The organism is Hydrogenophaga sp. (assembly GCF_026125825.1).
In the GTDB taxonomy this organism is placed as follows: Bacteria; Pseudomonadota; Gammaproteobacteria; order Burkholderiales; family Burkholderiaceae_C; genus Hydrogenophaga.
This window is the reverse complement of sequence record NZ_JAHCKK010000059.1, coordinates 1-20,301: the sequence shown is the minus strand read 5'-3', so window position 1 is coordinate 20,301 and position 20,301 is coordinate 1. Positions and strand designations below refer to the sequence as shown.

Here is a 20,301-nt window from a genome sequence, read left to right as displayed (position 1 = left end):
CGCGCTAGGCCACCAGGCGCATCCAGCCCCACACCACGGCCAGCGTGAGCAGCGTCACCGGAATGCCGGTGACCGCGTGGCGCTTCCAGTCGATCACGATGCCTTGCTGGCGCGCCAGGTCGGCCACGATCAGGTTGGCGATCGAGCCCACCAGCAGCAGGTTGCCTGCGAAGGTGGTCACCAGCGCGAGCATCGCACCGGCCTGCGCGCCACTGCCGCCCAGGTGCGGCATCAGCAGCATCACGGCCGGCACGTTGGAGACCAGGTTGGACAAGACGGCGCTCACCACCAGCAAGGGCCCGGGCTCGGCCAGGTGCACCCCCTGCGTGCCCAGCCAGGCCACCGCCTGCGCGGCCAGCCCGGTGGTCTCGAACGCGTGGTTCACCACAAACAGACCCATGAACAGCAGCAGCAGCGGCCAGTCGATCAGGCCCAGCACATGCGAGGAATGCAGCCGCCGGCTCAGCAGCAGCAGGCCCGCGCCCACCAGGGCCACCACATCGCGCGGCCAGTCGGTGAACAGGAAGATCAGCATCAGCGAGCCGGCCACCAGCAGACCTTTCACCGTCTGCCAGGCATCGAAAGCCGGCTCCTCGGGCAGCGCCTCGGCCACAGTCGCGAACGGCAGGCCTGCGGTGTCGGGCGCGGACTCGGTGCGCGCCCCAGGCCCGAACGCCAGCCAGAGCCACAACAGCAGCAAGCTGATCAGCACCGGCGCGAGTGCCTGACGCACATAGCCGCCAAACGGCAACTGCAGCACCGAACCGATCAGCATGTTCTGCGGGTTGCCGATCAGCGTGGCGGCCGAGCCGATGTTGGCCGCGCACGCCAGGCCGATCAGAAACGGCAGCGGACGAATGCCGCGCTGCAGGCACAGCCGCGCCACCACCGGCGTCATGGCCAGGCAGACGATGTCGTTCGAGAACACCGCCGAGAGCGCGCCCGAGACCACGATCAGCGCGGCCAGCAGGCCATTGCGCGACAGCGGCAACGCGCCCACCTGCCGAGTCACCGCGCCGTAGAAGCCCCCCAGGCGCATCTGCGCCGAGACGACCATGAACGCGAACAGCAGCACGATGGTGGGCAGGTCCACCGAGCGCGCCGCGTCCTCCACCGGCAAGCCGCTCAGGCCGATGACCGCGATGGCACCCAGCAGGGCCACGCCCGAGCGGTCCAGCTTCAGGCGCGGCAGGCCGCCCAGGAACATGCCCAGGTAAACGACGGCGAACACCGCGACGATGCCCCAGTCGGTGGCGGTGTGGTGAAGGGCGGAAGTGGTGGACATGCGCAGCGATCGTAGCGTGCCGACCGCATCCCGCCTTCAGGCCCAGCGCGGCGCCGGGCCCATCGCGGCGCGGTAGCTCGCCGGAGCCACCCGCCCGTACAGCAACGCGACCATCGCCACGCACGCCAGGTGCATCAGCCAGCCAGCGCCAAAGCCCCCCGTCGCGTCGCGCAGCAGGGCGATGATCCAGGGCGGCATCGCGGCCACCAAAAACCCCCCGCCCTGCATCAGCGCCGACAGCGCCCCCGCCTGCCCGGGATCAGGCAGGTGCTCCAGCGCCACGATCAAGGACAGCGCAAAGCAGCCCCCCAGCCCCGCGCCCAGCACCACCACCCAGGCCAGCGGCGCCCCATCGGGCCACCCCGCCAGCGCGGCAAAGCCGACGGCCTGCAAGGCCAGCGTCAACCACAGCCAGGGCCTGCGGTCCTCGTGCCGGCCGGCCAGCATCGGCAGGCCCAACGCCGCCAGCGCCTGGCTCAGCGCCAGCGCGGCCAGAAGGCTGCCGCTGCCAGCAGCGCTCCAGCCATGCGACTGATAGAACGGCGCCAGCCAGGCCACGACGGTCGAATAACCGCCATTGACCAGGCCGAAACACAGCATCAGCAGCCACACGCGCGGGCGCCGCAAGCAAGCCGCCACGGCCAGCGTGGGCTGATCGCCAGGGGCGTCGGGCGGCAGGCTGCGCGCCGCCAGCACCCCGGCCAGCACCGCCGGCACGGCCATCCACGCCAGCCCCAGGCGCCAGTGCCCGCTGGCCGCGGCCACCAGCGGCGCCAGCTGCGCACCCAGCGCGCCGCCGCCCATCAGCATCGCCGAGTACAGACCCATCACCACGCCCACGCGGTGCGGAAACTGCCGCTTCACGATCCCGGGCAACAAGGCCTGCACCACCGCCGCGCCCAGCCCCAGCAAAGCGGCCGTGCCCACCAGCTGCCAGCCGCTGTGGGTGAACAGGCGAAGCACCGAGCCCAGCGCCAGACAGCCCAACGCAGCCACCACCGCACGCCGCGCCCCGAGGCGGCCCTGCAGCCAGGGTCCCGCGAACGCCAGCACCCCCATCAGCAGCATCGGCACCAGCGTCAGCAGCGAAATCCCCTTCAGACCCAGCCCCGTGTGCCGGCCGATGTCGGCCGCCAGCGGCCCGATACCCGCGATGAAGGGACGCAGGTTGAGCGCGATCAGGGCCACGGCCACCAGCAGCCAGCCGGCCTGCGGCCTCACAGGCGCGGGCGGCATCGTCGCAGCCTCAGCGCGCATGGGCCGCCACCAGCAGCGCCTCGATCTCCTTCTGGCCCTTCATGCGCGCATGGCGCAGGGGCGTCACGCCGTCCTTGTCGGCCAGGTTGACATTGGCGCCTCCCTTCACCAGCAAGTCCACGATCTGCTGGTAGCGCTCGCTCCCGTCACCCAGGATGACCGCCTCCAGCAGCGCCGTCCAGCCCAGGCGGTTGACGTGATCGACCGCCACGCCCGCCTCGATCAGCGTTCGCACCGTCTCCACATGCCCGCGCTCGGCCGCCGGGATCAGGGCCGTCCCGCCGTAGCGGTTGGTGCTCTTGAGATCGGCGCCGTGCAACAGCACCATCTTCAGGATGGCCAGGTGGCCCCGGGCCCCTGCATACAGGTAAGGGCTGTCGCTGATGCGGTCCATCGCATTGACGTCCGCGCCCGCCTCGATCAAGGCGCGGGCCGCCTCGACCTGATTGGTGTGGGTGGCCACCAGGAGCGCGGTCGCGCCGCTGCCATCGCGCGCATCCAGCTGCGCGCCCTCGGCCAACAGGCGGCGGATGGCCCGCACATCATTTCTGCTCGCGGCCGCATGCAGCGCAGGCACGCTGGCCGCCTCGCCGCCCGAGGCGGCCAGCGGAAACACGGGGAGCATCGAAAGAGCGAAGGGGAGGAAGGTGGACCGACGGCGCATGGGATTCCACTGTAGGCAAGCCCGACGATATTTGGAAATTAAATGTTAGGATGAATTTCATTCATCTTTCAAATACCGCCGTGCTCGATCCCCGCTTGCTGCGCGCTTTCGCGGCCATCGCCGACGCCAACAGCTTCACCCTGGCGGCGGACCGCCTCAGCATGACGCAATCCACCATCAGCCAGCAGCTTGCCCGCCTGGAAGAAGCCGTTGGACAGGTGCTGATCGATCGCGCCGCGCGGCCGATCCAGCCCACGGCGGCCGGTGAGCGCCTGCTGGGCTACGCCCGCCGCATCCTCGCGCTGCAAGAAGAAGCGGCCTCGGCGCTGCGCGACCCTGCGGGCACCGTCTCACTGCGCATCGGGGTGCCCGAAGACCTGGCCAGCGCCCCGATGGCCCAGACCTTTGCGGACTTCGCGCGGCGCCACCGCGAGATCCACCTGGACGTGACCGCCGGCCTCAGCCGCGAGCTCATGCGGCGCTACCGGTCTGGCGAACTCGACATCGCCATCGCCAAGGAAGCCACCGCCAGCCCCGATCACCGCGCGAGCTTTCCCGAAGCCATGGCCTGGTTTGAAAGCGCCGAGGCCCCACCCGCCTGGCCCATCCCGGTGCCACTCGTGGCCTTCCCACCCGCAGGCCTCTACCGCGAGGCCATGTTCCAGCGCCTCGAAGACGAGCAACTGGGCTGGTACATCGCCTTCACAGGCAACAGCCTGCACAACGTGCTCGTGGCGGTGGAAGCCGGGCTGGGCCTGTCGCTCCTGCCCTCAAACGCCGTGGCTGGCTACCGCGTGCGACGACACGCGCCCTTCGAGGGCGAGCCGCCGATCGCCGTGTCCATCTATGCCGGGGAAGGCACGGGCCCCCTGGGTGAACTGGTGCAGCAAATGGCCGCGGTGCTGGCCGCGCGATGCGGCCAGCCCTGCAAGGCCCCTGTGCGCTTGTAGTGCTGCCCGCTTCGCGGTCAGCCCTGCAAGGCCTCTATGCGCTTGTAGTGCTGCCCGCTTCGCGGTCAGCCCTGCAAGGCCGCCCACATCTCCTTGTCACGCTCGGCCGTCCAGATGCGCGGGTTCTTGATGCCCTTGGCTTCGTCGTAGGCGCGGCTCACGTCGAACGGCAGGCAGTGTTCGTAAATGAACACGTGGCCGAACACCGGGTCCATGCTCTTGCGGGTGTGGGCCATGGCGGTCTTGAGGTCCATGCCCGCAGCGGCGGCTTCCTTGCCCGCCTGGAACAGCGTGGTCACCCAGCGCTTGGTGTAGTCCAACGCCTTGTCCACATCGGCCCGTCCCTTCATGGCCTCGCCACGGCCAGGCACGATGGCCTCGGCCTGGAGCGCGCGCAAGGCTTCCAGCGTGGCGGGCCATTCCTCCAGCTGCGCGTCGCCGGTGTACACGCCGGCTTCGTACTCCACCAGGTCGCCGCTGAACAGCACCTTCTCTTCTTCCACCCAGGCGATCGTGTCGCCACGCGTGTGGCCCTGGCCCGGATGCCAGATCTCGACCTTCACACCCCCCAGGTCCACCGTCAGCGAACCCTGGCGGCCCGGCTGGCCGTCACCCACCACCAGCGTCGGCCAGGTCAGGCCCGGCACGCTCTCCGAGCCCCTGAACAGGCGCGGAAAACGCTCCATCTCGCTCTGCATGTCCTCGGCGCCACGCTCCACGATGAGCTCGTAAGTGCCCCGGCTGGCAATCACCTCGGTCGCGCCCTCGGCCAGGTAGGCACTCGCCCCCAGCACCCGCACCGCGTGGTAATGCGTCAGCAGCACGTACTTGATGGGCTTGTCGGAAACAGTGCGAATCTGCTTGATCAGGTCCTGCGCCATCGCCGGCGTGGCCGTGGCATCGCTCACCATGATGAACTTCTCGCCAATGATCACGCCCGAATTCGGGTCGCCTTCGGCGGTGTAGGCCCAGCAATGCGGGCTGAGCTGTTCGAAGGTGGTTTTCTTGTCGGCCAGATCGGCCTGGGAGGCAAAGGCTTTGCTCATGGGAGTCTCCTGTGGGGAAGCCGGAATTTTACCTAAACGAAATCAATTACGCATACGTAAATCAAGAAACCCCCGTCGGCCCGCCGGACAAACCCCGCTCCAGCATCTGCACCACCTCCTCGGCGAAAGCCCCGTAGCTCATCGGGCCGCCCGGGCGCAGCCAGGTGAAGGTCCAGTTGATCATGCCAAACAGCATCATGGTCAGCGCGGTCTGGTTGGCCGCCGTCACCCGCTCCGGGTAGGCGCGCCGGATGAAGCGGGTGAACGCCGCCACCACATCGCGCTGGCGGTTGACGATCAAAGTGCGCTGCACCGGGCCCAGGAACTTGGTGTCCGACACCAGGGCAATGTGGCGCGTGGCCGAAGTCTCGTACTCGGCCAGAAAGGCCCGCACCAGCTCGCTCAGCGCATCGCGCTCGTTCAGGTTTTTGCGCTGCGCGCGCGCCTCGGCCTCGCCGATGAGCGCGAGCAGGCGCTGGGTGTAGCGGTCGAGCAGGTCGAACAGAATCGCCTCCTTGCTCTCGTAATAGTGATAGAGCCGCGCCTTGCTGGTGCCGCAGGCCGCGGCGATGTCGTTCATGCTCGCGGCGGGAAAACTCTGCGCGGCAAAGCAGCGCGCCGCCACGTTCTGGATCTCGTCGCGCTTGAGCTCGTGGGATGCGGATTTCGGTCGGGCCATCGGCGCATTCTGCCGGATGCCCCTCTAAGATCGGGCCATGGTCAAACCCGTCGACCCCTTTGCCCTGCACGCCTGCGAACTGCTCTCGGGCGTCGGGCCTTGCGTCCCCAAGCGCATGTTCGGCGGCTGGGGCATCTCCACCGACGGCATGAACATCGCGATCATCGCGTGGGACACGCTGTTCCTCAAGACCAACGCCGAGACCGAGCCACGCTGGCTCGCCGCTGGCGGGCGGCCTTTCCTGTACGAGGCCAAGGGCAAGTCCATGAAGCTCAACTACCACACGCCCCCGGACGAGGCCCTGGAATCACCCGCCCTCATGCTGCCCTGGGCAAGGCTCGCGCTCGAAGCCGCCGTGGCGGCGCGCCAACCCGCCAAGCGGCGCCGCAGATAACCGCAACCCGCCTGAGAAGGCTGGCCAGATTCAGGACCGGTGAGGCTCGCAGGCCGCTGGCGCGGCGCGGCTGCGCCCCGTCACCAGATACCCGCCGTAGCCGAACAGGCCGCGCACCAGCCGCGCCAGCGCCCAGCCCGCCTGGCCCAGGGCCTGCGCCAGCTCGCGCGACGGCGCCACCACCTCACGCCCGAAAGGGTCCGGCCGCGCCACCGCCTGGGCCTGGGGCTCCGTGCACCAGTCGAAGCGCACCGGGCCGGCACTCGCCGGCTGCCAGGGCTCCATCACCAGCCGCGCGCCCGCGGGCACCAACAGGCTCTCGCCCGCGACCAGCATCACGTCGCCCGACTCGTTGCCCGCGCCCAGGTGCGGCAGCCCCAGCGTCACCCAGGCCCGGCCCTGCGTGATCTGCAGGCGGCTCGGCACCTGCGGGCGCAAGGTCATCGCGCGGCGCGCATCCAGGCGCCAGCCGCGCAGGGCAGCGGGGCAGACAACGCGATCGGACACAACGGCAACGGGGGTGGAAACGGTGTTCATGAGAGGCTCCTGGAATAGGGACGATGGCTCATCCTGGGAATGAATGTTCGGACCCAACGCCCTCTGAGTCCAATGAATACGCAGTAAGCTATTGATTCGCTTACCGCATCAATGCCCGGAGCCCCCATGCAGCTCACCAGCAGCCACCCCCGCACCCGCCCCATCGCCGCCGGGCACCTGCGCGCCTTCGAAGCCGTGGCGCGCCACCTCAACTTCCGCGCCGCCGCCGAAGAACTCTCGCTCACGCAAAGCGCCGTCAGCCGACAGATCCAGGCACTCGAAGACGAAGTCGGCACCGCCCTCTTCCTGCGCCACACGCGCGCCGTCGAACTCACCAGCGCGGGCTCGCAACTGCTGCGCGCCTCCAGCATGGCGCTGGAGCGCGTCGACGCGGCCGTGCGCCAGATCCGCCAGAGCGCCGGCCGCAAAGGCGTGGCCATCACCACCTGGGCCTCGTTCGCCTCCATGTGGCTCATCCCCAGGCTCGAAGCCTTCCAGCGCGACCACCCCGACATCGACATCCGCATCGACGCCACCGACAACGCCGTGGACCTGGCCACCTCCGACGTCGACCTCGCCCTGCGTTACGCCGTGCCGCAAGCCATGCCCGCCGACGCGCAGCGCCTCTTCGGAGAACAACTCACACCCGTGGCCAGCCCCTGGCTGCTCAAGACGCAGCCCATCCACAGCATCGAAGACCTCTCGCGCTGCGCCCTCATCGAAGCCGGCGACGCGCACCGCACCCGCCACCTCGAATGGCTCACCTGGCAACGCTGGCTCGACACCTTCGGCCACAAGCCCGCCGCCGCGGCCGGCCGGCGTGGCGGTCGCGCCACGCCGGCCAAGCTCTCGCCGCAGCGCTGGATGTACTTCAACTACGCCAACCAGATCGTGCAGGCCGCACTCACCGGCCAGGGCGTGGCGCTCGCCCGCCTCCCGCTGGTGGCCGAAAGCCTGGCCAGCGGCGCCCTGGTCGAGCCCCTGCCCCAGACACGGCTGGACTCGCCCCTGGTGTACTGGCTGCTGGTCGCCCCCCGAAGCGCGCAGCGGCCCGAAGTGAAAGCCTTCTGCGAATGGCTGCTCAAGCAGGCCGCCGAAACGCGCGAGGCCATCGGCGACGTGCCCGACCCCGACACCGTCGACCAGATGGATTGAGCGCATGACCGCCTCCCCTCACCTCGCCGCCGGCAACCTGCGCAGCATCACCTTCATGCTCGTCGCGGTGGGCTTCTTCGCGTTCATGGACGCCGTGCTCAAAACCCTCTCGGCCACCTACCCGGTGCTGCAGATCGCCGCCCTGCGCGGCCTCACGGCGCTGCCCCTCGTGCTGCTCTACATCGCGTGGCGCCGCGCCTGGGGCTCCTTGCTCAAAATCCGCTGGCCGCTGCACCTGTTGCGCGGCGTGCTCGGTATCGCCATGCTGGCGCTGTTCACCATCGGCGTGCGCGAGCTGCCCCTGTCTGCCGCCTACACGCTGTTCTTCATTTCGCCCCTGCTCATCACCGCCCTCTCGGTGCCCGTGCTCAAAGAGCGCGTGCCCAAAGCCCACTGGTGGGCCATCGCCATCGGGTTCGTCGGCGTGCTCATCGCGCTGCGGCCCAGTGGCGACGACCTGCAAGCCGGCTTCGTCACCGTGGGCGGCCTCGCCACCCTGGGCGCCGCCCTGTGCTACGCGGTCGCGGCCGTCACCGGGCGGCTGGCCACCCGCACCGACAGCAGCGAAAGCATGGTGTTCTGGATGATGGTCTTCATGGCCCTTGGCGCGGGCGTGCTCTCATGGGCCGAGTGGGTACCCATCCGCCGCAGCGACACCCTGCTGCTGGCGGCACTGGCCATCACCGGCTTCTGCGGCCAGCTCGCCATCACCGAAGCCTTCCGCCACGGCCAAGCCTCAGCCGTGGCCCCATTCGAATACAGCGCCCTGGCCTGGGGCCTGGGGCTGGACTGGCTGATCTGGCACAGCCTGCCCAGCGCCCACACTTGGGTGGGCGCTGCCATCATCGTGAGTAGCGGGCTCTACCTCGTGCGGCGCGAGAAGCGCATCACCGACGTGCACGCCAACGCCGATCATCCGTAGCAGCGCCGGCAGCCCTCATCGGAACGTCAAAGTCGCGCCTAGAAACCTTTGGTTTCCAGCCGCGCCTGCACGCGCGCCCTTTGCTCCGGCGCAAGTTGGTCTGCAAACTGCAGAATGGCCTTACTCGCCAGGAACTTGGTTTCGCCGCCTAAGAAATACAGGCCATTGGCAGCCGCGATCAACACCTCTTCCCGGCCTTCAGCCATCGTCTCCAACGACGCCAGGATCGCGTTGAGCACCTGCAGCAGCGATGTGCGGTCCCGCCACAAAATCACGAGATGGCGAGCCAGGCAAGCCAGTACCGGTGCTCGCTGAGCATCGGGCAGCGTCTTCGCGCCATCACAAACCGCGTGGAGCCCGTCCTTCGTGACCTCCTCGGGAAGCTCCGCGCATTTGATCGCCAACGCCGTCAGAATCGCCTCTTGCGCGTCAGCGGGCAAGAGCGGGGTCGTTTGCAGGAACTGCTCGTACCACGCCTTCATGCCTTTAGATGGAATGCAGCTCAGTTTTTCGACCAAGGTGACCAGGAATTCGCTGCGCCGAGCCAGCGGCATCTCATTCGCCACGTCCCACAGCGCGCGAAACCGGCTTGTCACCGACTCACCGCTGAGATCGCTCAATGACCCAGCCAGTTCCTTGAGCACGGGCCATCTCTCATCGAACGGCGTGTCATTGACCAGATTCAGGATGGCATCGAATCGCTCGGGCCGGTCTTCTTCCCAGATATCAAAGAAGAGCTGCACGAGGGCCATCAGCGGCTTCGAGCGGAAATCCGGCGGCATGGCCTCGACACAGCACAGAATCTGGTCAAACACCTTCGTTCTGTCGTCCAGGTCATTGAGATCACTGATCTGCCACGACAAGGACATCAAAGGGGCTTGCTGCATGTACCCATCGAGGGACTTGATTCGCGCCAGAAACTTCTGAAACGACCGGATGACGTCACCTTGTGGCCGCCCCACCGAGAAATGGCGTCTGATCTGCCGGGCCAACCGCCGGCCTTCGGTGGCCTTCCTGAATGCCCGGTTGAGCGCACCAGCGGCCCGCAATTCCTCTTCGGCCAGAAACTCCGTCAGGTTCATGACCACGTTGGGTTTCAACTTGCTCGATGGCCAGGCCCACTGGCTGATCGCGTGCTCCAGATCGGCGTCAATCTCCTTGAACTGCACCCCATCCGGGTCCGAACGCTGGAGCTCATGGCAAATGGCCCGCAGCGCGCCCAGCGTCTCTTCACGCCGTGGCCGGTCCACGTCGTTGATCCCGCGGTTGACGGCCTCCAACACCGAGCGGCAATCCGCCAGACTCGAAAAAGGACCTTCAAGCGAAAAGAGTTTGCCCAGCTTGTCCTGCATCAGGCTGGCCAGGTCTTGATAGGAAAGCAGGCGATTGGGCGAGTCGCTGATGCCGGCTTCGATCAACGCGACATGGCCGCTGCGGCCAGATGAAATGGGGTAAGAGTTCATGGTCACATGGTCTTGGATGCCCAGCACGTCGCTGGAAGACCTGAGTGACCCACGCCCCCCCCCGGTTCGCCGTGCGAGCCACACGGCGCGGGGGCCTGTCAGCGCTCAGGCCACATCACCCCCGTATCGCTCAGGATCGCGTCCAGAGGCACATCGTGAATCTCTGGCTTGAGGTACGGCAGCCAGCCAAAGTCGTAGCCCAGGCCCACCGTGAACGGCTTGGGATTCAGGCTGGCAAGCGTGCGATCGTAAAAACCCCCGCCGTAACCCAGGCGGAAACCGCCGGGGCCGTAGCCCACACAGGGCACAAAAATCAGCGTCGGCACCACGATCTCGGTGTCCTTGGGCTTGGGAATGCCGTAGGCGTCCTCCTCCATCGGGCAACCCGGGTACCAGGTGTAGAACGTCAGCGTCTTGTCCACCTTGTTCACCACCGGCAGGCCAATGCGCCGGTGCCGCTGCTGGCCTTGCGCGTCCTCCTCCAGGCCGGCTTCCTGCCAGCGAAACAGCGCGGGCAGCGGATCGAACTCGCCCTTGATCGGCCAGTAGGCACCGATCACCGTGTCTGGCCGGTGGATCAGCCACACCCGCATGACCCGCTGCAGCAAGTCGTTGCGCCAGGCGCGGTCGGCCAGGGACTGTCGCTTTTCAATCAGCGATTTTCGCCACTCGGCCTTCAGCGCAGCCGCCGATCCTTCTGCCTGCAACGCGTGGGGTTTGTGGGGGCTCTGACCGTCTTTGTTGTCCATAATCGACACATGAATCTGGTTGATGAGAAACAGGGCAGCGCGCGGCGCATCGGCCGACGCTTTCAAGAGCTGGGACTGCGGCTCATTATGGCGGCGCTCGTGACACCGGGCCTTGCCCTGGCGCAAGCCACCAGCGGGGGCGACGCCGCGCTGCTGGAGATGCGCGCGGCCTACACGCGCGGCAACAGCTTCCAGCTCGCCAACCTGCTGCCCGCCGTGCGCGGCCACACACTGGAGCCGCTGGCGAACTACTGGAGCATCCGCTCGCGGCTGGACATCGCCACACCGGTGGAAATCCGCGCCGCGCTCGACCGCATGGGCGGCACCTACTGGGAAGACAGGCTGCGCAACGACTGGCTGCTGCAACTCGGCAAAGCACGCGACTGGGCCAACTTCGACGCCGAACTCCCGCGCTTTCGCATGAACGACGACCGCCAGGTGCGCTGCTACGCACTGATGCGCGACGCCATGACCGGCCGCGCGAGCGGCGAGGCCGTGGCCCCCCTGGTGCAGGCCAACTGGCACGCCCAGCGCGAGGCCGACGACGGCTGCGCAAGCGCCGCCAAGTTCCTGCTCGACGCCGGGCAACTCAAACCTCAGGCCGTGTGGCAGCGCGCCCGCCTTGCCATGGACGCCAACCGCGCTCGCGTGGCCACGCAGGCCGTGGCCATGCTCGACCCCGACCTGAGCGCCACCGTCGACAGCATCGCCAGCGACCCGGCGAAATACCTCGACGAGAAACTCACCGCCATCCGGCCCCGCACCAAGGAACTGGTGACCCTGGCCATCATCCGCCTCGCCGCCAACGACCCCACCGCCGCTGCGCTTGAAATGGACCGCACCCGCTGGAAAGCCCAGCTCACCCGCGAAGAGCGCAGCTGGACCTGGGGCGTGATCGGCAAGCGCTCCGCGCAAAAACTGCAAGCCGAGGCCCTGGGCTACTTCGCCAACGGGGAAGACCGCTACATGCACGACGAGCACCTTGCCTGGAAAGCGCGCGCGGGCATGCGCGCGGGCTCCTGGAGCGCCGTGCGCGACGCCGTGGCCGCCATGAGCGAAGCCCAGCAAAGCGACCCGGCCTGGGTGTACTGGGAAGCCCGCGCCGTGCAGGCACTCAAGCTGCCCGACCCGGTGGCCGCCTCGGCCAGGGCGCGCGAACTCTTCGAGAGCATCGCCTCCAGCCGCGACTTCTACGAACAACTCGCCCTGGAAGAACTCGGCCGGCCCATCACCGTACCGGCCCCGCCACCGCCGCTCACCGCCGAAGAAGTGGCCGCCGCACAAAACAACCCCGGCCTGCGCCGCGCCCTCATCGCCATCCGCCTGGGCCTGCGCAGCGAAGGCGTGCGCGAGTGGAACTACACCGTGGGCCTGCACACCCCCGGCGGCATGAGCGAGCGCGAACTGCTGGCCGCCTCGGCCCTGGCCTGCCAGCACGAACTGTGGGACCGCTGCATCAACACCAGCCTGCGCACGCCCGAATCCATGGACCACACACAGCGCTTCCCCACGCCACACCGCGCCCAGGTCGTCAGCCGCGCGACCGAAATCGGCCTGGACCCCGCCTACGTGTACGGCCTCATCCGGCAGGAAAGCCGCTTCATCACCGACGCGCGCTCCGGCGTCGGCGCCTCCGGGCTCATGCAGGTCATGCCCGCCACCGCGCGCTGGACCGCCAACAAAATCGGCCTGACCAACTTCAAGCCTGCCCAGATCACCGAGCGCGACACCAACATCCAGATCGGCACCGCCTACCTCAAATTCGCCCTCGACGACTTCCAGGGCTCCCTGCCGCTGGCCGCCGCCGCCTACAACGCCGGGCCCGGGCGCTCGCGCCAGTGGCGCAACGGGCCGGTGCTGCCCGGCGAAGTCTGGACCGAAAACATCCCCTTCGAAGAAACACGCGACTACGTCAAACGCGTGCTCGCCAACACCACCAACTACGCCGCGCTCATCACCGGCCAGCCGCAGTCGCTGCGCGCGCGGCTGGGCACCGTGGGCCCCCGCCCCGGCAACGCCCCCACCGCCAACCCCGACCTGCCCTGATCTCCATGAAGAACGTCCTCGTCCTCGGCGGCACCGGCTTCATCGGCCGCCACCTCTGCGAAAAACTGCACCGCCAGGGCTGGCGCATCACCGTCCCCACCCGCCGCGCCGCCAACGCCGCGCACGTCCAACACCTGCCCCGGGTCACCGTGCTCGAAGCCGACGTGCACGACCCCGGGCAACTCCTCAGCCTGCTGGACGGGCACGACGCCGTCGTCAACCTCGTCGCCATCCTCCATGGCAGCGAAAACGACTTCGAGCGCGTGCACGTCGAACTGCCCCTCTCGCTGGCCGAAGCCTGCGCGGCCGACGGCATCCGCCGCGTGGTGCACGTCAGCGCCCTCGGCGCGAGCCTCGACGGCCCCTCGCGCTACCTGCGCAGCAAAGCACGCGGCGAAGAAGTGCTGCGCGGCGCCGGCCTCGAACTCACCATCCTCAGGCCCAGCGTCGTCTTTGGCAAAGACGACCGCTTCCTCAACCTCTTCGCGCGCCTGCAGGCCGTGCTCCCCGTGGTGCCCCTGGCGGGCGCGAACGCGCGCTTTCAGCCCGTGTGGGTCGAAGACGTTGCCCAAGCCGTGGTGAACTGCCTGCGCGACCGCGACCTCCCCATGAGCAGCACCGGCCAGACCTTCGAATGCGTGGGGCCCGATGTCTTCACCCTGGCCGAACTCGTGCGCATCGCCGGGCGCTGCGGCAGCCGGCAACGGCCCCTCCTCCCCTTGCCCGCGCCACTGGCCCGCCTGCAGGCGGCCCTCATGGAACTCATGCCCGGCGCCCCCGTGATGAGCCGCGACAACCTCGACTCCATGACCATCGACAACGTGGCCTCCCGCCAGTGGCCCGACCTCTCGGCACTCGGCATCCGGCCCGCCAGCGTGCACAGCGTCGCGCCCACCTACCTCGGCGACCGCGGCGGGCGCAGCCAGCTGCTCGACTACCGGCACGGCGCCGGCCGCTGAGCCCAAACCACCGGCTTTGGGGGCCGGGGTATTTTTTTGGCACACTCCCGCGTGTGGCAAAAATGAATACCTTTAACCGACAGGAACCCTCATGGCCGCCCCCGTTTCCCCAAAGTCCAAACGCCGCCCCGCCACCTCGGCCACCTCCGCCCCAGCCACCCCGGACAACCCGGCCACCCCGACAGACATCACCTCCGAAGAAGACCCGAACTTCCGCCCCGAAAACCTGCGCGACATCATCAACCGGCTCAAACGCATCGAAGGCCAGGTGCGGGGCCTCATCGACATGCTTGAAAACGGCCGCAGCTACGAAGAAGTGGCCCAGCAGATGGCCGCCGTGCGCAAAGCCATGGACAAAGCCTTCTACCGCATGATGGCCTGCTCCGTCATGGAAGCCATCACGGCATCGGAGTCCGAAATCAACACCTTCCTGCAAGTGGAACGCTCCACCCGCATTCTTGAAAAATACGCCTGAAGCATTCATCCCCTCGCGGCGATGAATCCAGGCCGGCGTGCGCCCTCCCAGCACAGCCGGGCACCCCTCCCCTCTGCACCTGGGTGCTGCAGCCCCCCAGCAAACCGAACCAAACAGCCCCGTGGCCCCACTGCCACCGCGGGGACCGTGTACGCCCGCGCGCGGCGTGCTTCATGGCGCCCCGAGCCCCCCCGCCCCTCAACCACTCACCGTCCCTCATGAACCTCAAACGCCACCTCGTCTGCCTGGGAACGATTCTGGTCAGCACCGGCGCCGCACACGCCGGCGCCTTTTCCATGGAAGGCGCCAGCCCCTCCGCACTCGGCAACGCCTTCGCCGGATCGGCCACGGGCAGCCACGACAACTCAGACACCTTCTTCAACCCCGCCACCCTGCGCGCCACCCAGACCACGCAAATCCACCTCGGCCTGACCAGCGTCGACACCACCATCGACGCCACCGCCTACAGCTCCACCTTCAGCGACAACATCCCCAGAACCGGGCAGACCCAGGCCTCGGGCGGGCGAACCGTCTCCGCCCCCTCCCTGTACTTTTCCACCCCCATCAACGCCAGCTGGACATTCGGCGCCAGCGTGACGTCGCCCCTCAAATGGCGCACCACCTACCCCGAAGGCTGGCTCGGCCGGTTTCACGCACTCGACACCGACATCGACACCCTCAACGCCACCGCCCAGCTGGCCTACCAGATCAACGACACCCTGGCCGTGGGCGCCGGCCTGCAATACGAGCAAATGGCCGCCACCGTATCGCGCAACACCTCGCCCACCGCCTACGGCGTGTACCGGGGCAAAGACCACCAACACGGCTTCACCCTGGGCGTGCTCGCGCAACCCACGCCCGAACTCAAACTCGGCCTGGGCTACCGCTCTGCCATGCGGTACAGCCTGCGCGGCGACGTCAACCTGACCAGCCTCACCACCGGCGCCATCACCACCGTGCCCGGCCAGGTCGACTGGACCATGCCCGACATGCTCACCCTCGGCGCCGCCTACCAGGCCAACGAAAAAACCCAATGGGTCGGCGACATCCGCTGGACGCGCTGGTCAAGCGTCTCCGTCTTCCGCATCCAGTTCATCCGCCCCGCCGGTGGCGGGCTCGAAGTGCCGCTGCCATTCAGAGACAGCGTGCTCACCTCCGTTGGCGTGAACCACAAACTCAATGGCCAGTGGATGCTGCGCGCCGGCCTGGCCCACGAAAAAGACGCCGTCACCGACGACATGCGCAACCCCCGCCTGCCCACCGGAGACCGCACCTGGGCCAGCATCGGCGCTCAGTACAAACTCAACCAGCGCGCCAGCGTCAACCTCGCCTACGCCCGGCAATTCTTCAAAAACACCCGCAGCAACTTCGCCGCCAACGCCACCAGAAACTCGGCCAGCCTGGACGCGAGCTACAAGCTCTCCAGCCAACTCCTTGGCGCCAGCTTTGTGTACGCGTGGTAACCACCCATGCGCATTGCCGGCATTGCAGCAACGCTTCCCTCGCGCGTTGTCACCAACCAAGACGTGCTCGAACTGATCGAGCACCACTCCAAAGACACCTTCAACGGCGACCTGCCCAGGACGCTGCGCACCATCGGTCGGCTGCTCGAAAAAAGCGGCTTCAAGAAGCGGCATTGGCTCGCCGAGGGCGAGCACCCCATCGAACTGATGAAAGCCACCTTCGACCGGGCCCTGCAGCAGGCCGGCATCGACAAAGAAGAGATCGACCTGCTGATCTACACCGGCGTTGCGCGCGGATTCGTCGAGCCCGCCAACAGCTGCTTTGTGGCCCACAGCCTGGGCTTGCGATGCCGGAACTTCGATGTGCTCGACGCCTGCATGGGATGGATCACCAGCATGGACATCGTCAACGACAAGATGAAAGCCGGCTCGGTGAAAAAGGCGGCCATCGTGAACATGGAGTTCAACGTGATTGATGGAGGACCCATTTTTCCGAAGAATTTCTCTTTGGAGTCCAAGGAAGATTTCAGCTACAAACTTCCGAGTTTCTCTATTGGCGAGGCCATCGCCGTCACTCTGCTAGACAACGAGAACCCCACCAACTTCAATTTCTCCTTTATCAATCGCCCGGACTGGAGTGATCTTTGCACCGTCTCATTGCCTGGCTGGGAGTCATTCTGCGAGCCGTCACAAAAGATTGAATCTACTGGCGGTCAATTTCAGTTCAGCTCTGACGGCGCTGCTCTTCACAAACAAGGGCTTCATGAAATTGTGAAGGTTTTCCATGACGCAGGACTAACACCCAATGACATGGATTGGGTATTCACCCATACCTCATCGTCCGAACAATGGACAAACTACGGAGACATCGTGGGCGTTGCCAAGAAAATCTTTCACACCTCCCATGAAACAGGAAATATTGCCACAGCATCAATTCCTGTTGGATTGGCACAAGCACAAGAACAAGGGTTGCTAAAAAAGCAGCAAAGCTGTTTGGGCTGGCAGGGAAGTGCTGGAATGTCATTTTCCACCATGCATTTCCAGTTCTGAAATCATCTACAAAGGTGGAAAAATATGGCAAACACAATCCTCGGACTTGCATATGATTTTCGCAGGAAGATCAGCCAGGACTATGAATTATCCAAAGAAACCTTAACTTCTGTAGGATGGATTGGGGCAATCGGTCATCCTATCTATTGGTTCATTTGGGTATACATATTCCCCCAACCCTACGAAAGCACTTACTTCAGATTTTCCTGCGCACTGCTCTTTGCCGCCCTGCCATTGTGCAAACACGCTCCAAAAGCACTGGAGCGATGGGTACCAATCTATTGGTTTACCTCTATCACATTGGGGTTGCCCGCCATATTCACCTTTTTAATGCTGATGAGCGACTTCAGCAAAATTTACATCACATGTGGAGTGATGGTTATTTTTGTGCTGCCACTTTTTTTGCGAGGAATCACCTCCGTTCTCGCATCTCTTACCATCGGCACCGTATCGGGGCTCCTGATCTATTTGATTTCTTCACCTCCAGGCCACTCTCTATCCAACTATCAAGAATTTCTAGAGTTTTCACCACTATTGGGCTTTGCATTGCTGACCGGGAGCATCTTCACTCACGGCTTCAAAGAAGGTGTACGTGCCGAAGAATTGCGCATTGCGGCTGAAGAGCGAGAAAAGAGCCTGAGAGCCCTCGCCGGCTCCATCGCCCACGAAATGCGCAACCCCCTGGGCCAGATCCGCTTCAGCCTTCACAGCATGCGCAACCTGCTGCCCCGCCCCATCGCCCACGTGGAGCCCGACACCGCCCCTCCCACCGTGAGCCCGGCCGACCTCAACGCGATCTACCGCCACTTGGCCCAGGGCGAAACCTCGATCAACCGCGGCCTGCAGATCATCGGGATGACCCTGAACGAAGTCAGCGGCAAACCCATCGACCGGGCCAGCTTCGAGTACCTGAGCGCAAGCAAGGCCACCTCCAAGGCCGTGGAGGAGTACAGCTTCGATTCGCCGGGCGAGCGCGACAAGGTCACGCTGGAGGTCAGGAAAGACTTCACCATCAAGGTCAACGAGACCGCGTACATCTTCATCCTGTTCAACCTCATCAAGAACGCGCTCTACTACTTCAAGCAGTACCCGCAGGCCACCCTCTTGATCACGGTCAATGCACCCTGCGTGACGGTGCGCGACACCGGGCCGGGCATCGCGCCCGAAATGCTGAACAAGCTCTTCGGCTCTTTCGTCTCTGCGGGCAAGGCCGGGGGAACGGGGCTGGGCCTGGCCTATTGCCAGCGCACCATGCAAGCCTTTGGCGGCGACATCGTCTGCAATTCGGTGCTGGGGTCTTACACGGAGTTCACCCTGCTCTTCCCGCCCATCTCGGAGGCGGAAATCCAGCTGGAGGAGCACAAGGTGATGAGCCAGGCGGTGCCGTTTTTCGATGGCAAGCGCGTTCTGGTGGTGGACGACCAGCCCTTTGTGCGCCAGTCGACCTGCAGGGCGCTTGAGGGCATCGCCACGCGTGTGGACGAAGCCGAAGACGGCGCCCAGGCCATTACGAAGCTCAGGCTGGGCATTTACGACCTGGTCGTGATGGACCTGGACATGCCCGTGCTCGACGGCTACGCGGCGGCCGAGCAGATTCGCCAGGGCGCAGCGCCCGGCCATGAAGAGGTGGCCATCGTGGCCTACACGGCAGAGTCTGCCTACGTGGCGCAGGTCAAGACCGAGAAGGTGGGCATGAACGGCTTTGTGAGCAAGCCCTGTTCACAGACCGAGCTCCTGCGAACCTTGCAGGCGGGCATGCAGACCGCCGCGGAGGCTACCCGGCTGAAAGGCGCTGCGCGCCGGCTGGTGGGCAAGCGGGTTTTGGTGGCCGACGACTGCGCGTCCAACCGGAAAATCACCGTGGCCTATTTGCGGACCATGGGCATCCAGTCGGTGGAGGCGCAGAACGGGCAGGAGGCGCTGGACCTGGCGTGCATGGACGAGCGCTTCGACGCCGCGCTGCTGGACATGGAGATGCCGGTGATGAACGGCGTGCAGACCGCACGGGCACTGCGCAGTGCCGAAACAGGGGGACGGCGCTTGCCCCTCATCGCGCTGACCGCCCACCTCTGCGACACCCACATGACCCAGGCGCTGGAGGCGGGCATGGACGGATTCGTTTCCAAGCCCTTCTCGGACGCGCACCTGCGCACCACGCTGCTCAAGGTGCTGCACCCGGAGCGCGCGGCCTCTGGCGCCAACGGGCCTTCCAAGCCCTAGCCGCCGTGAATCAATCGCGTGGCGTTTTGGCATCAATGCGCGCGCGTCAAACCTCTACCATGGGCGCTTCTTTCAGGAGATTCTGTCCATGGCACTTCAGCTCTACGTCGGCAACAAGAACTACTCGTCCTGGTCCATGCGCCCGTGGGTGCTGATGAAGCAGGCGGGCATCGCGTTTGAAGAGAAGATGGTCCGCTTCGACTCGTTCGACGTGAACTCGGTCTTCAAGAAAGAACTGCGCGCCATCAGCCCGGTGGCGAAGGTGCCGGTGCTGGTGGACGACGGCTTTGCGATCTGGGACACGCTGGCGATCGCCGAGTACCTCGCCGAGCGCTTTCCCGAGAAGCAGCTCTGGCCGCAGGACGTGAAAGCCCGGGCGCGGGCGCGCAGCGTGTGCGCCGAGATGCACAGCGGCTTTGGCGCGCTGCGCAGCCACTGCCCCATGAACATCGAGGCCTCGCTGCCCGAGGTGGGCCGCCTGATCTGGCGCGACAAGCCCGATGTGCGCGCCGATGTGGCCCGCCTGTGCGGCCTGTGGAGCGAGCTGCTGGCGGCCCAGCCAGCCGGGGCTTTGTTGTTTGGTGCGTTCAGCATCGCCGATGCGTACTTCGCGCCGGTGTGCATGCGCATCGCCACCTACGACCTGCCGGTGCCCGCCGACCTCGCTGCCTACGTGGCGCGCGTGCGGGCGCTGCCCGGGGTGAAGGCCTGGGTGGACGAAGCGCTGGCCGAGCACGATTTCATCGACTTCGACGAGCCGTACCGGCTGGGCCGATAAAGCGCCCGCGCGCCCGGCACGGCGCGAAATGTGTGGCGGGGCTCCGACACCCTAAAGATGCTTGCCGGAGCCCTTCTCCGTGGCCACCCAACAACGCCGCCACGAAGCGTCGGTTTTAGGCATCGAGTTGCTGTTTTTTGGCCTCCGTTTTCAACACGGAGCGGAAGCCTGTTTGCAGCGGGTGTCAATCCAGTGAAGTCCGCGCTTGG

Annotated in this window: 19 protein-coding genes; 11 read left to right on the top strand and 8 right to left on the bottom strand. The window is 66.2% G+C overall.

What is annotated here, in order from left to right; all coding sequences use genetic code 11:
* Window positions 1-4: 4 nt before the first annotated feature.
* Genes KIT86_RS17370 through KIT86_RS17360 form a run of 3 tightly spaced genes read right to left on the bottom strand, consistent with a single transcriptional unit; the run spans window position 5 to window position 3,167 of the window.
* A complete protein-coding gene (locus tag KIT86_RS17370) occupies window positions 5-1,285 on the bottom strand; it encodes an SLC13 family permease (protein WP_297400632.1) in 1,281 nt (426 codons plus the stop codon).
* A 36-nt stretch (window positions 1,286-1,321) separates the two neighbouring features.
* Complete coding sequence (locus KIT86_RS17365; protein ID WP_297400630.1) at window positions 1,322-2,521, bottom strand: cyanate transporter; 1,200 nt, start codon at window positions 2,519-2,521, stop codon at window positions 1,322-1,324.
* A 10-nt stretch (window positions 2,522-2,531) separates the two neighbouring features.
* Window positions 2,532-3,167: an ankyrin repeat domain-containing protein gene (locus tag KIT86_RS17360; protein WP_297400628.1), complete on the bottom strand. Its 636-nt coding sequence runs from the start codon at window positions 3,165-3,167 to the stop codon at window positions 2,532-2,534.
* A gap of 119 nt (window positions 3,168-3,286) precedes the next feature.
* Between KIT86_RS17360 and KIT86_RS17355 the strand changes: the two genes are divergently transcribed.
* A complete protein-coding gene (locus tag KIT86_RS17355; RefSeq protein ID WP_297400626.1) occupies window positions 3,287-4,156 on the top strand; it encodes a LysR family transcriptional regulator in 870 nt (289 codons plus the stop codon).
* Between the two features lie 65 nt (window positions 4,157-4,221).
* On the opposite strand, the gene KIT86_RS17350 is transcribed toward KIT86_RS17355, so the two are convergent.
* Both KIT86_RS17350 and KIT86_RS17345 read right to left on the bottom strand, forming a co-directional pair.
* The gene (locus KIT86_RS17350) at window positions 4,222-5,202 is read right to left on the bottom strand and encodes an MBL fold metallo-hydrolase (RefSeq protein ID WP_297400624.1); all 981 of its coding nucleotides are present in this window, start codon (window positions 5,200-5,202) and stop codon (window positions 4,222-4,224) included.
* A gap of 61 nt (window positions 5,203-5,263) precedes the next feature.
* Window positions 5,264-5,881, bottom strand: coding sequence for a TetR/AcrR family transcriptional regulator (locus tag KIT86_RS17345; RefSeq protein ID WP_297400623.1), 618 nt, complete (start codon window positions 5,879-5,881; stop codon window positions 5,264-5,266).
* A 37-nt stretch (window positions 5,882-5,918) separates the two neighbouring features.
* On the opposite strand from KIT86_RS17345, the gene KIT86_RS17340 reads away from it, so the two are divergent.
* Window positions 5,919-6,275 carry a TfoX/Sxy family protein gene (locus KIT86_RS17340; protein ID WP_297400621.1) on the top strand — a complete coding sequence of 119 codons (357 nt, stop codon included), beginning with the start codon at window positions 5,919-5,921 and terminating at the stop codon, window positions 6,273-6,275.
* Between the two features lie 30 nt (window positions 6,276-6,305).
* Here the strand turns inward: KIT86_RS17340 and KIT86_RS17335 are convergent, their stop codons facing one another.
* Window positions 6,306-6,812: a DUF2917 domain-containing protein gene (locus tag KIT86_RS17335; RefSeq protein ID WP_297400619.1), complete on the bottom strand. Its 507-nt coding sequence runs from the start codon at window positions 6,810-6,812 to the stop codon at window positions 6,306-6,308.
* Between the two features lie 126 nt (window positions 6,813-6,938).
* Here KIT86_RS17335 and KIT86_RS17330 point away from each other — a divergent pair, with 126 nt between their 5' ends.
* Together KIT86_RS17330 and KIT86_RS17325 are read left to right on the top strand one after the other, a co-directional pair.
* The gene (locus KIT86_RS17330) at window positions 6,939-7,967 is read left to right on the top strand and encodes a LysR substrate-binding domain-containing protein (protein WP_297400617.1); all 1,029 of its coding nucleotides are present in this window, start codon (window positions 6,939-6,941) and stop codon (window positions 7,965-7,967) included.
* A 4-nt stretch (window positions 7,968-7,971) separates the two neighbouring features.
* Window positions 7,972-8,889 (top strand): DMT family transporter, encoded by a 918-nt coding sequence (locus KIT86_RS17325; RefSeq protein WP_297400615.1) that lies wholly within the window; start codon window positions 7,972-7,974, stop codon window positions 8,887-8,889.
* Between the two features lie 38 nt (window positions 8,890-8,927).
* On the opposite strand, the gene KIT86_RS17320 is transcribed toward KIT86_RS17325, so the two are convergent.
* Together KIT86_RS17320 and KIT86_RS17315 are read right to left on the bottom strand one after the other, a co-directional pair.
* Complete coding sequence (locus KIT86_RS17320) at window positions 8,928-10,352, bottom strand: hypothetical protein (protein WP_297400613.1); 1,425 nt, start codon at window positions 10,350-10,352, stop codon at window positions 8,928-8,930.
* Between the two features lie 98 nt (window positions 10,353-10,450).
* Window positions 10,451-11,101 carry a 5-formyltetrahydrofolate cyclo-ligase gene (locus KIT86_RS17315; RefSeq protein WP_297400611.1) on the bottom strand — a complete coding sequence of 217 codons (651 nt, stop codon included), beginning with the start codon at window positions 11,099-11,101 and terminating at the stop codon, window positions 10,451-10,453.
* A gap of 87 nt (window positions 11,102-11,188) precedes the next feature.
* Between KIT86_RS17315 and KIT86_RS17310 the strand changes: the two genes are divergently transcribed.
* The 7 genes from KIT86_RS17310 (at window position 11,189) to KIT86_RS17280 (ending at window position 20,092) form a co-directional block, all read left to right on the top strand.
* Window positions 11,189-13,147 carry a lytic transglycosylase domain-containing protein gene (locus KIT86_RS17310; RefSeq protein WP_297400644.1) on the top strand — a complete coding sequence of 653 codons (1,959 nt, stop codon included), beginning with the start codon at window positions 11,189-11,191 and terminating at the stop codon, window positions 13,145-13,147.
* 5 nt (window positions 13,148-13,152) lie between these two features.
* Window positions 13,153-14,106 (top strand): complex I NDUFA9 subunit family protein, encoded by a 954-nt coding sequence (locus KIT86_RS17305; protein ID WP_297400609.1) that lies wholly within the window; start codon window positions 13,153-13,155, stop codon window positions 14,104-14,106.
* Between the two features lie 91 nt (window positions 14,107-14,197).
* Window positions 14,198-14,581: a metal-sensitive transcriptional regulator gene (locus tag KIT86_RS17300; protein ID WP_297400607.1), complete on the top strand. Its 384-nt coding sequence runs from the start codon at window positions 14,198-14,200 to the stop codon at window positions 14,579-14,581.
* 218 nt (window positions 14,582-14,799) lie between these two features.
* Window positions 14,800-16,044: a porin gene (locus KIT86_RS17295; RefSeq protein ID WP_297400604.1), complete on the top strand. Its 1,245-nt coding sequence runs from the start codon at window positions 14,800-14,802 to the stop codon at window positions 16,042-16,044.
* 6 nt (window positions 16,045-16,050) lie between these two features.
* Window positions 16,051-17,094 carry a 3-oxoacyl-[acyl-carrier-protein] synthase III C-terminal domain-containing protein gene (locus tag KIT86_RS17290; RefSeq protein ID WP_297400602.1) on the top strand — a complete coding sequence of 348 codons (1,044 nt, stop codon included), beginning with the start codon at window positions 16,051-16,053 and terminating at the stop codon, window positions 17,092-17,094.
* 669 nt (window positions 17,095-17,763) lie between these two features.
* On the top strand, window positions 17,764-19,314 hold the full coding sequence (locus KIT86_RS17285) for a hybrid sensor histidine kinase/response regulator (RefSeq protein WP_297400600.1): 1,551 nt from the start codon (window positions 17,764-17,766) through the stop codon (window positions 19,312-19,314).
* An 88-nt stretch (window positions 19,315-19,402) separates the two neighbouring features.
* Window positions 19,403-20,092 (top strand): glutathione S-transferase family protein, encoded by a 690-nt coding sequence (locus tag KIT86_RS17280; protein ID WP_297400598.1) that lies wholly within the window; start codon window positions 19,403-19,405, stop codon window positions 20,090-20,092.
* Window positions 20,093-20,301 lie beyond the last annotated feature (209 nt).

Excerpts from the sequence above, each read along its gene's own strand:
- KIT86_RS17295 (WP_297400604.1), top strand. The coding sequence starts at position 14,800 with ATGAACCTCAAACGCCACCTCGTCTGCCTGGGAACGATTCTGGTCAGC.
- KIT86_RS17340 (WP_297400621.1), top strand. The coding sequence starts at position 5,919 with ATGGTCAAACCCGTCGACCCCTTTGCCCTGCACGCCTGCGAACTGCTC.
- KIT86_RS17285 (WP_297400600.1), top strand. The coding sequence starts at position 17,764 with ATGCGCAACCCCCTGGGCCAGATCCGCTTCAGCCTTCACAGCATGCGC.
- KIT86_RS17305 (WP_297400609.1), top strand. The coding sequence starts at position 13,153 with ATGAAGAACGTCCTCGTCCTCGGCGGCACCGGCTTCATCGGCCGCCAC.
- KIT86_RS17325 (WP_297400615.1), top strand. The coding sequence starts at position 7,972 with ATGACCGCCTCCCCTCACCTCGCCGCCGGCAACCTGCGCAGCATCACC.
- KIT86_RS17335 (WP_297400619.1), bottom strand. The coding sequence starts at position 6,812 with ATGAACACCGTTTCCACCCCCGTTGCCGTTGTGTCCGATCGCGTTGTC.
- KIT86_RS17330 (WP_297400617.1), top strand. The coding sequence starts at position 6,939 with ATGCAGCTCACCAGCAGCCACCCCCGCACCCGCCCCATCGCCGCCGGG.
- KIT86_RS17300 (WP_297400607.1), top strand. The coding sequence starts at position 14,198 with ATGGCCGCCCCCGTTTCCCCAAAGTCCAAACGCCGCCCCGCCACCTCG.
- KIT86_RS17310 (WP_297400644.1), top strand. The coding sequence starts at position 11,189 with ATGGCGGCGCTCGTGACACCGGGCCTTGCCCTGGCGCAAGCCACCAGC.
- KIT86_RS17350 (WP_297400624.1), bottom strand. The coding sequence starts at position 5,202 with ATGAGCAAAGCCTTTGCCTCCCAGGCCGATCTGGCCGACAAGAAAACC.
- KIT86_RS17290 (WP_297400602.1), top strand. The coding sequence starts at position 16,051 with ATGCGCATTGCCGGCATTGCAGCAACGCTTCCCTCGCGCGTTGTCACC.
- KIT86_RS17365 (WP_297400630.1), bottom strand. The coding sequence starts at position 2,521 with ATGCCGCCCGCGCCTGTGAGGCCGCAGGCCGGCTGGCTGCTGGTGGCC.
- KIT86_RS17345 (WP_297400623.1), bottom strand. The coding sequence starts at position 5,881 with ATGGCCCGACCGAAATCCGCATCCCACGAGCTCAAGCGCGACGAGATC.
- KIT86_RS17360 (WP_297400628.1), bottom strand. The coding sequence starts at position 3,167 with ATGCTCCCCGTGTTTCCGCTGGCCGCCTCGGGCGGCGAGGCGGCCAGC.
- KIT86_RS17370 (WP_297400632.1), bottom strand. The coding sequence starts at position 1,285 with ATGTCCACCACTTCCGCCCTTCACCACACCGCCACCGACTGGGGCATC.
- KIT86_RS17280 (WP_297400598.1), top strand. The coding sequence starts at position 19,403 with ATGGCACTTCAGCTCTACGTCGGCAACAAGAACTACTCGTCCTGGTCC.
- KIT86_RS17320 (WP_297400613.1), bottom strand. The coding sequence starts at position 10,352 with ATGAACTCTTACCCCATTTCATCTGGCCGCAGCGGCCATGTCGCGTTG.
- KIT86_RS17315 (WP_297400611.1), bottom strand. The coding sequence starts at position 11,101 with ATGGACAACAAAGACGGTCAGAGCCCCCACAAACCCCACGCGTTGCAG.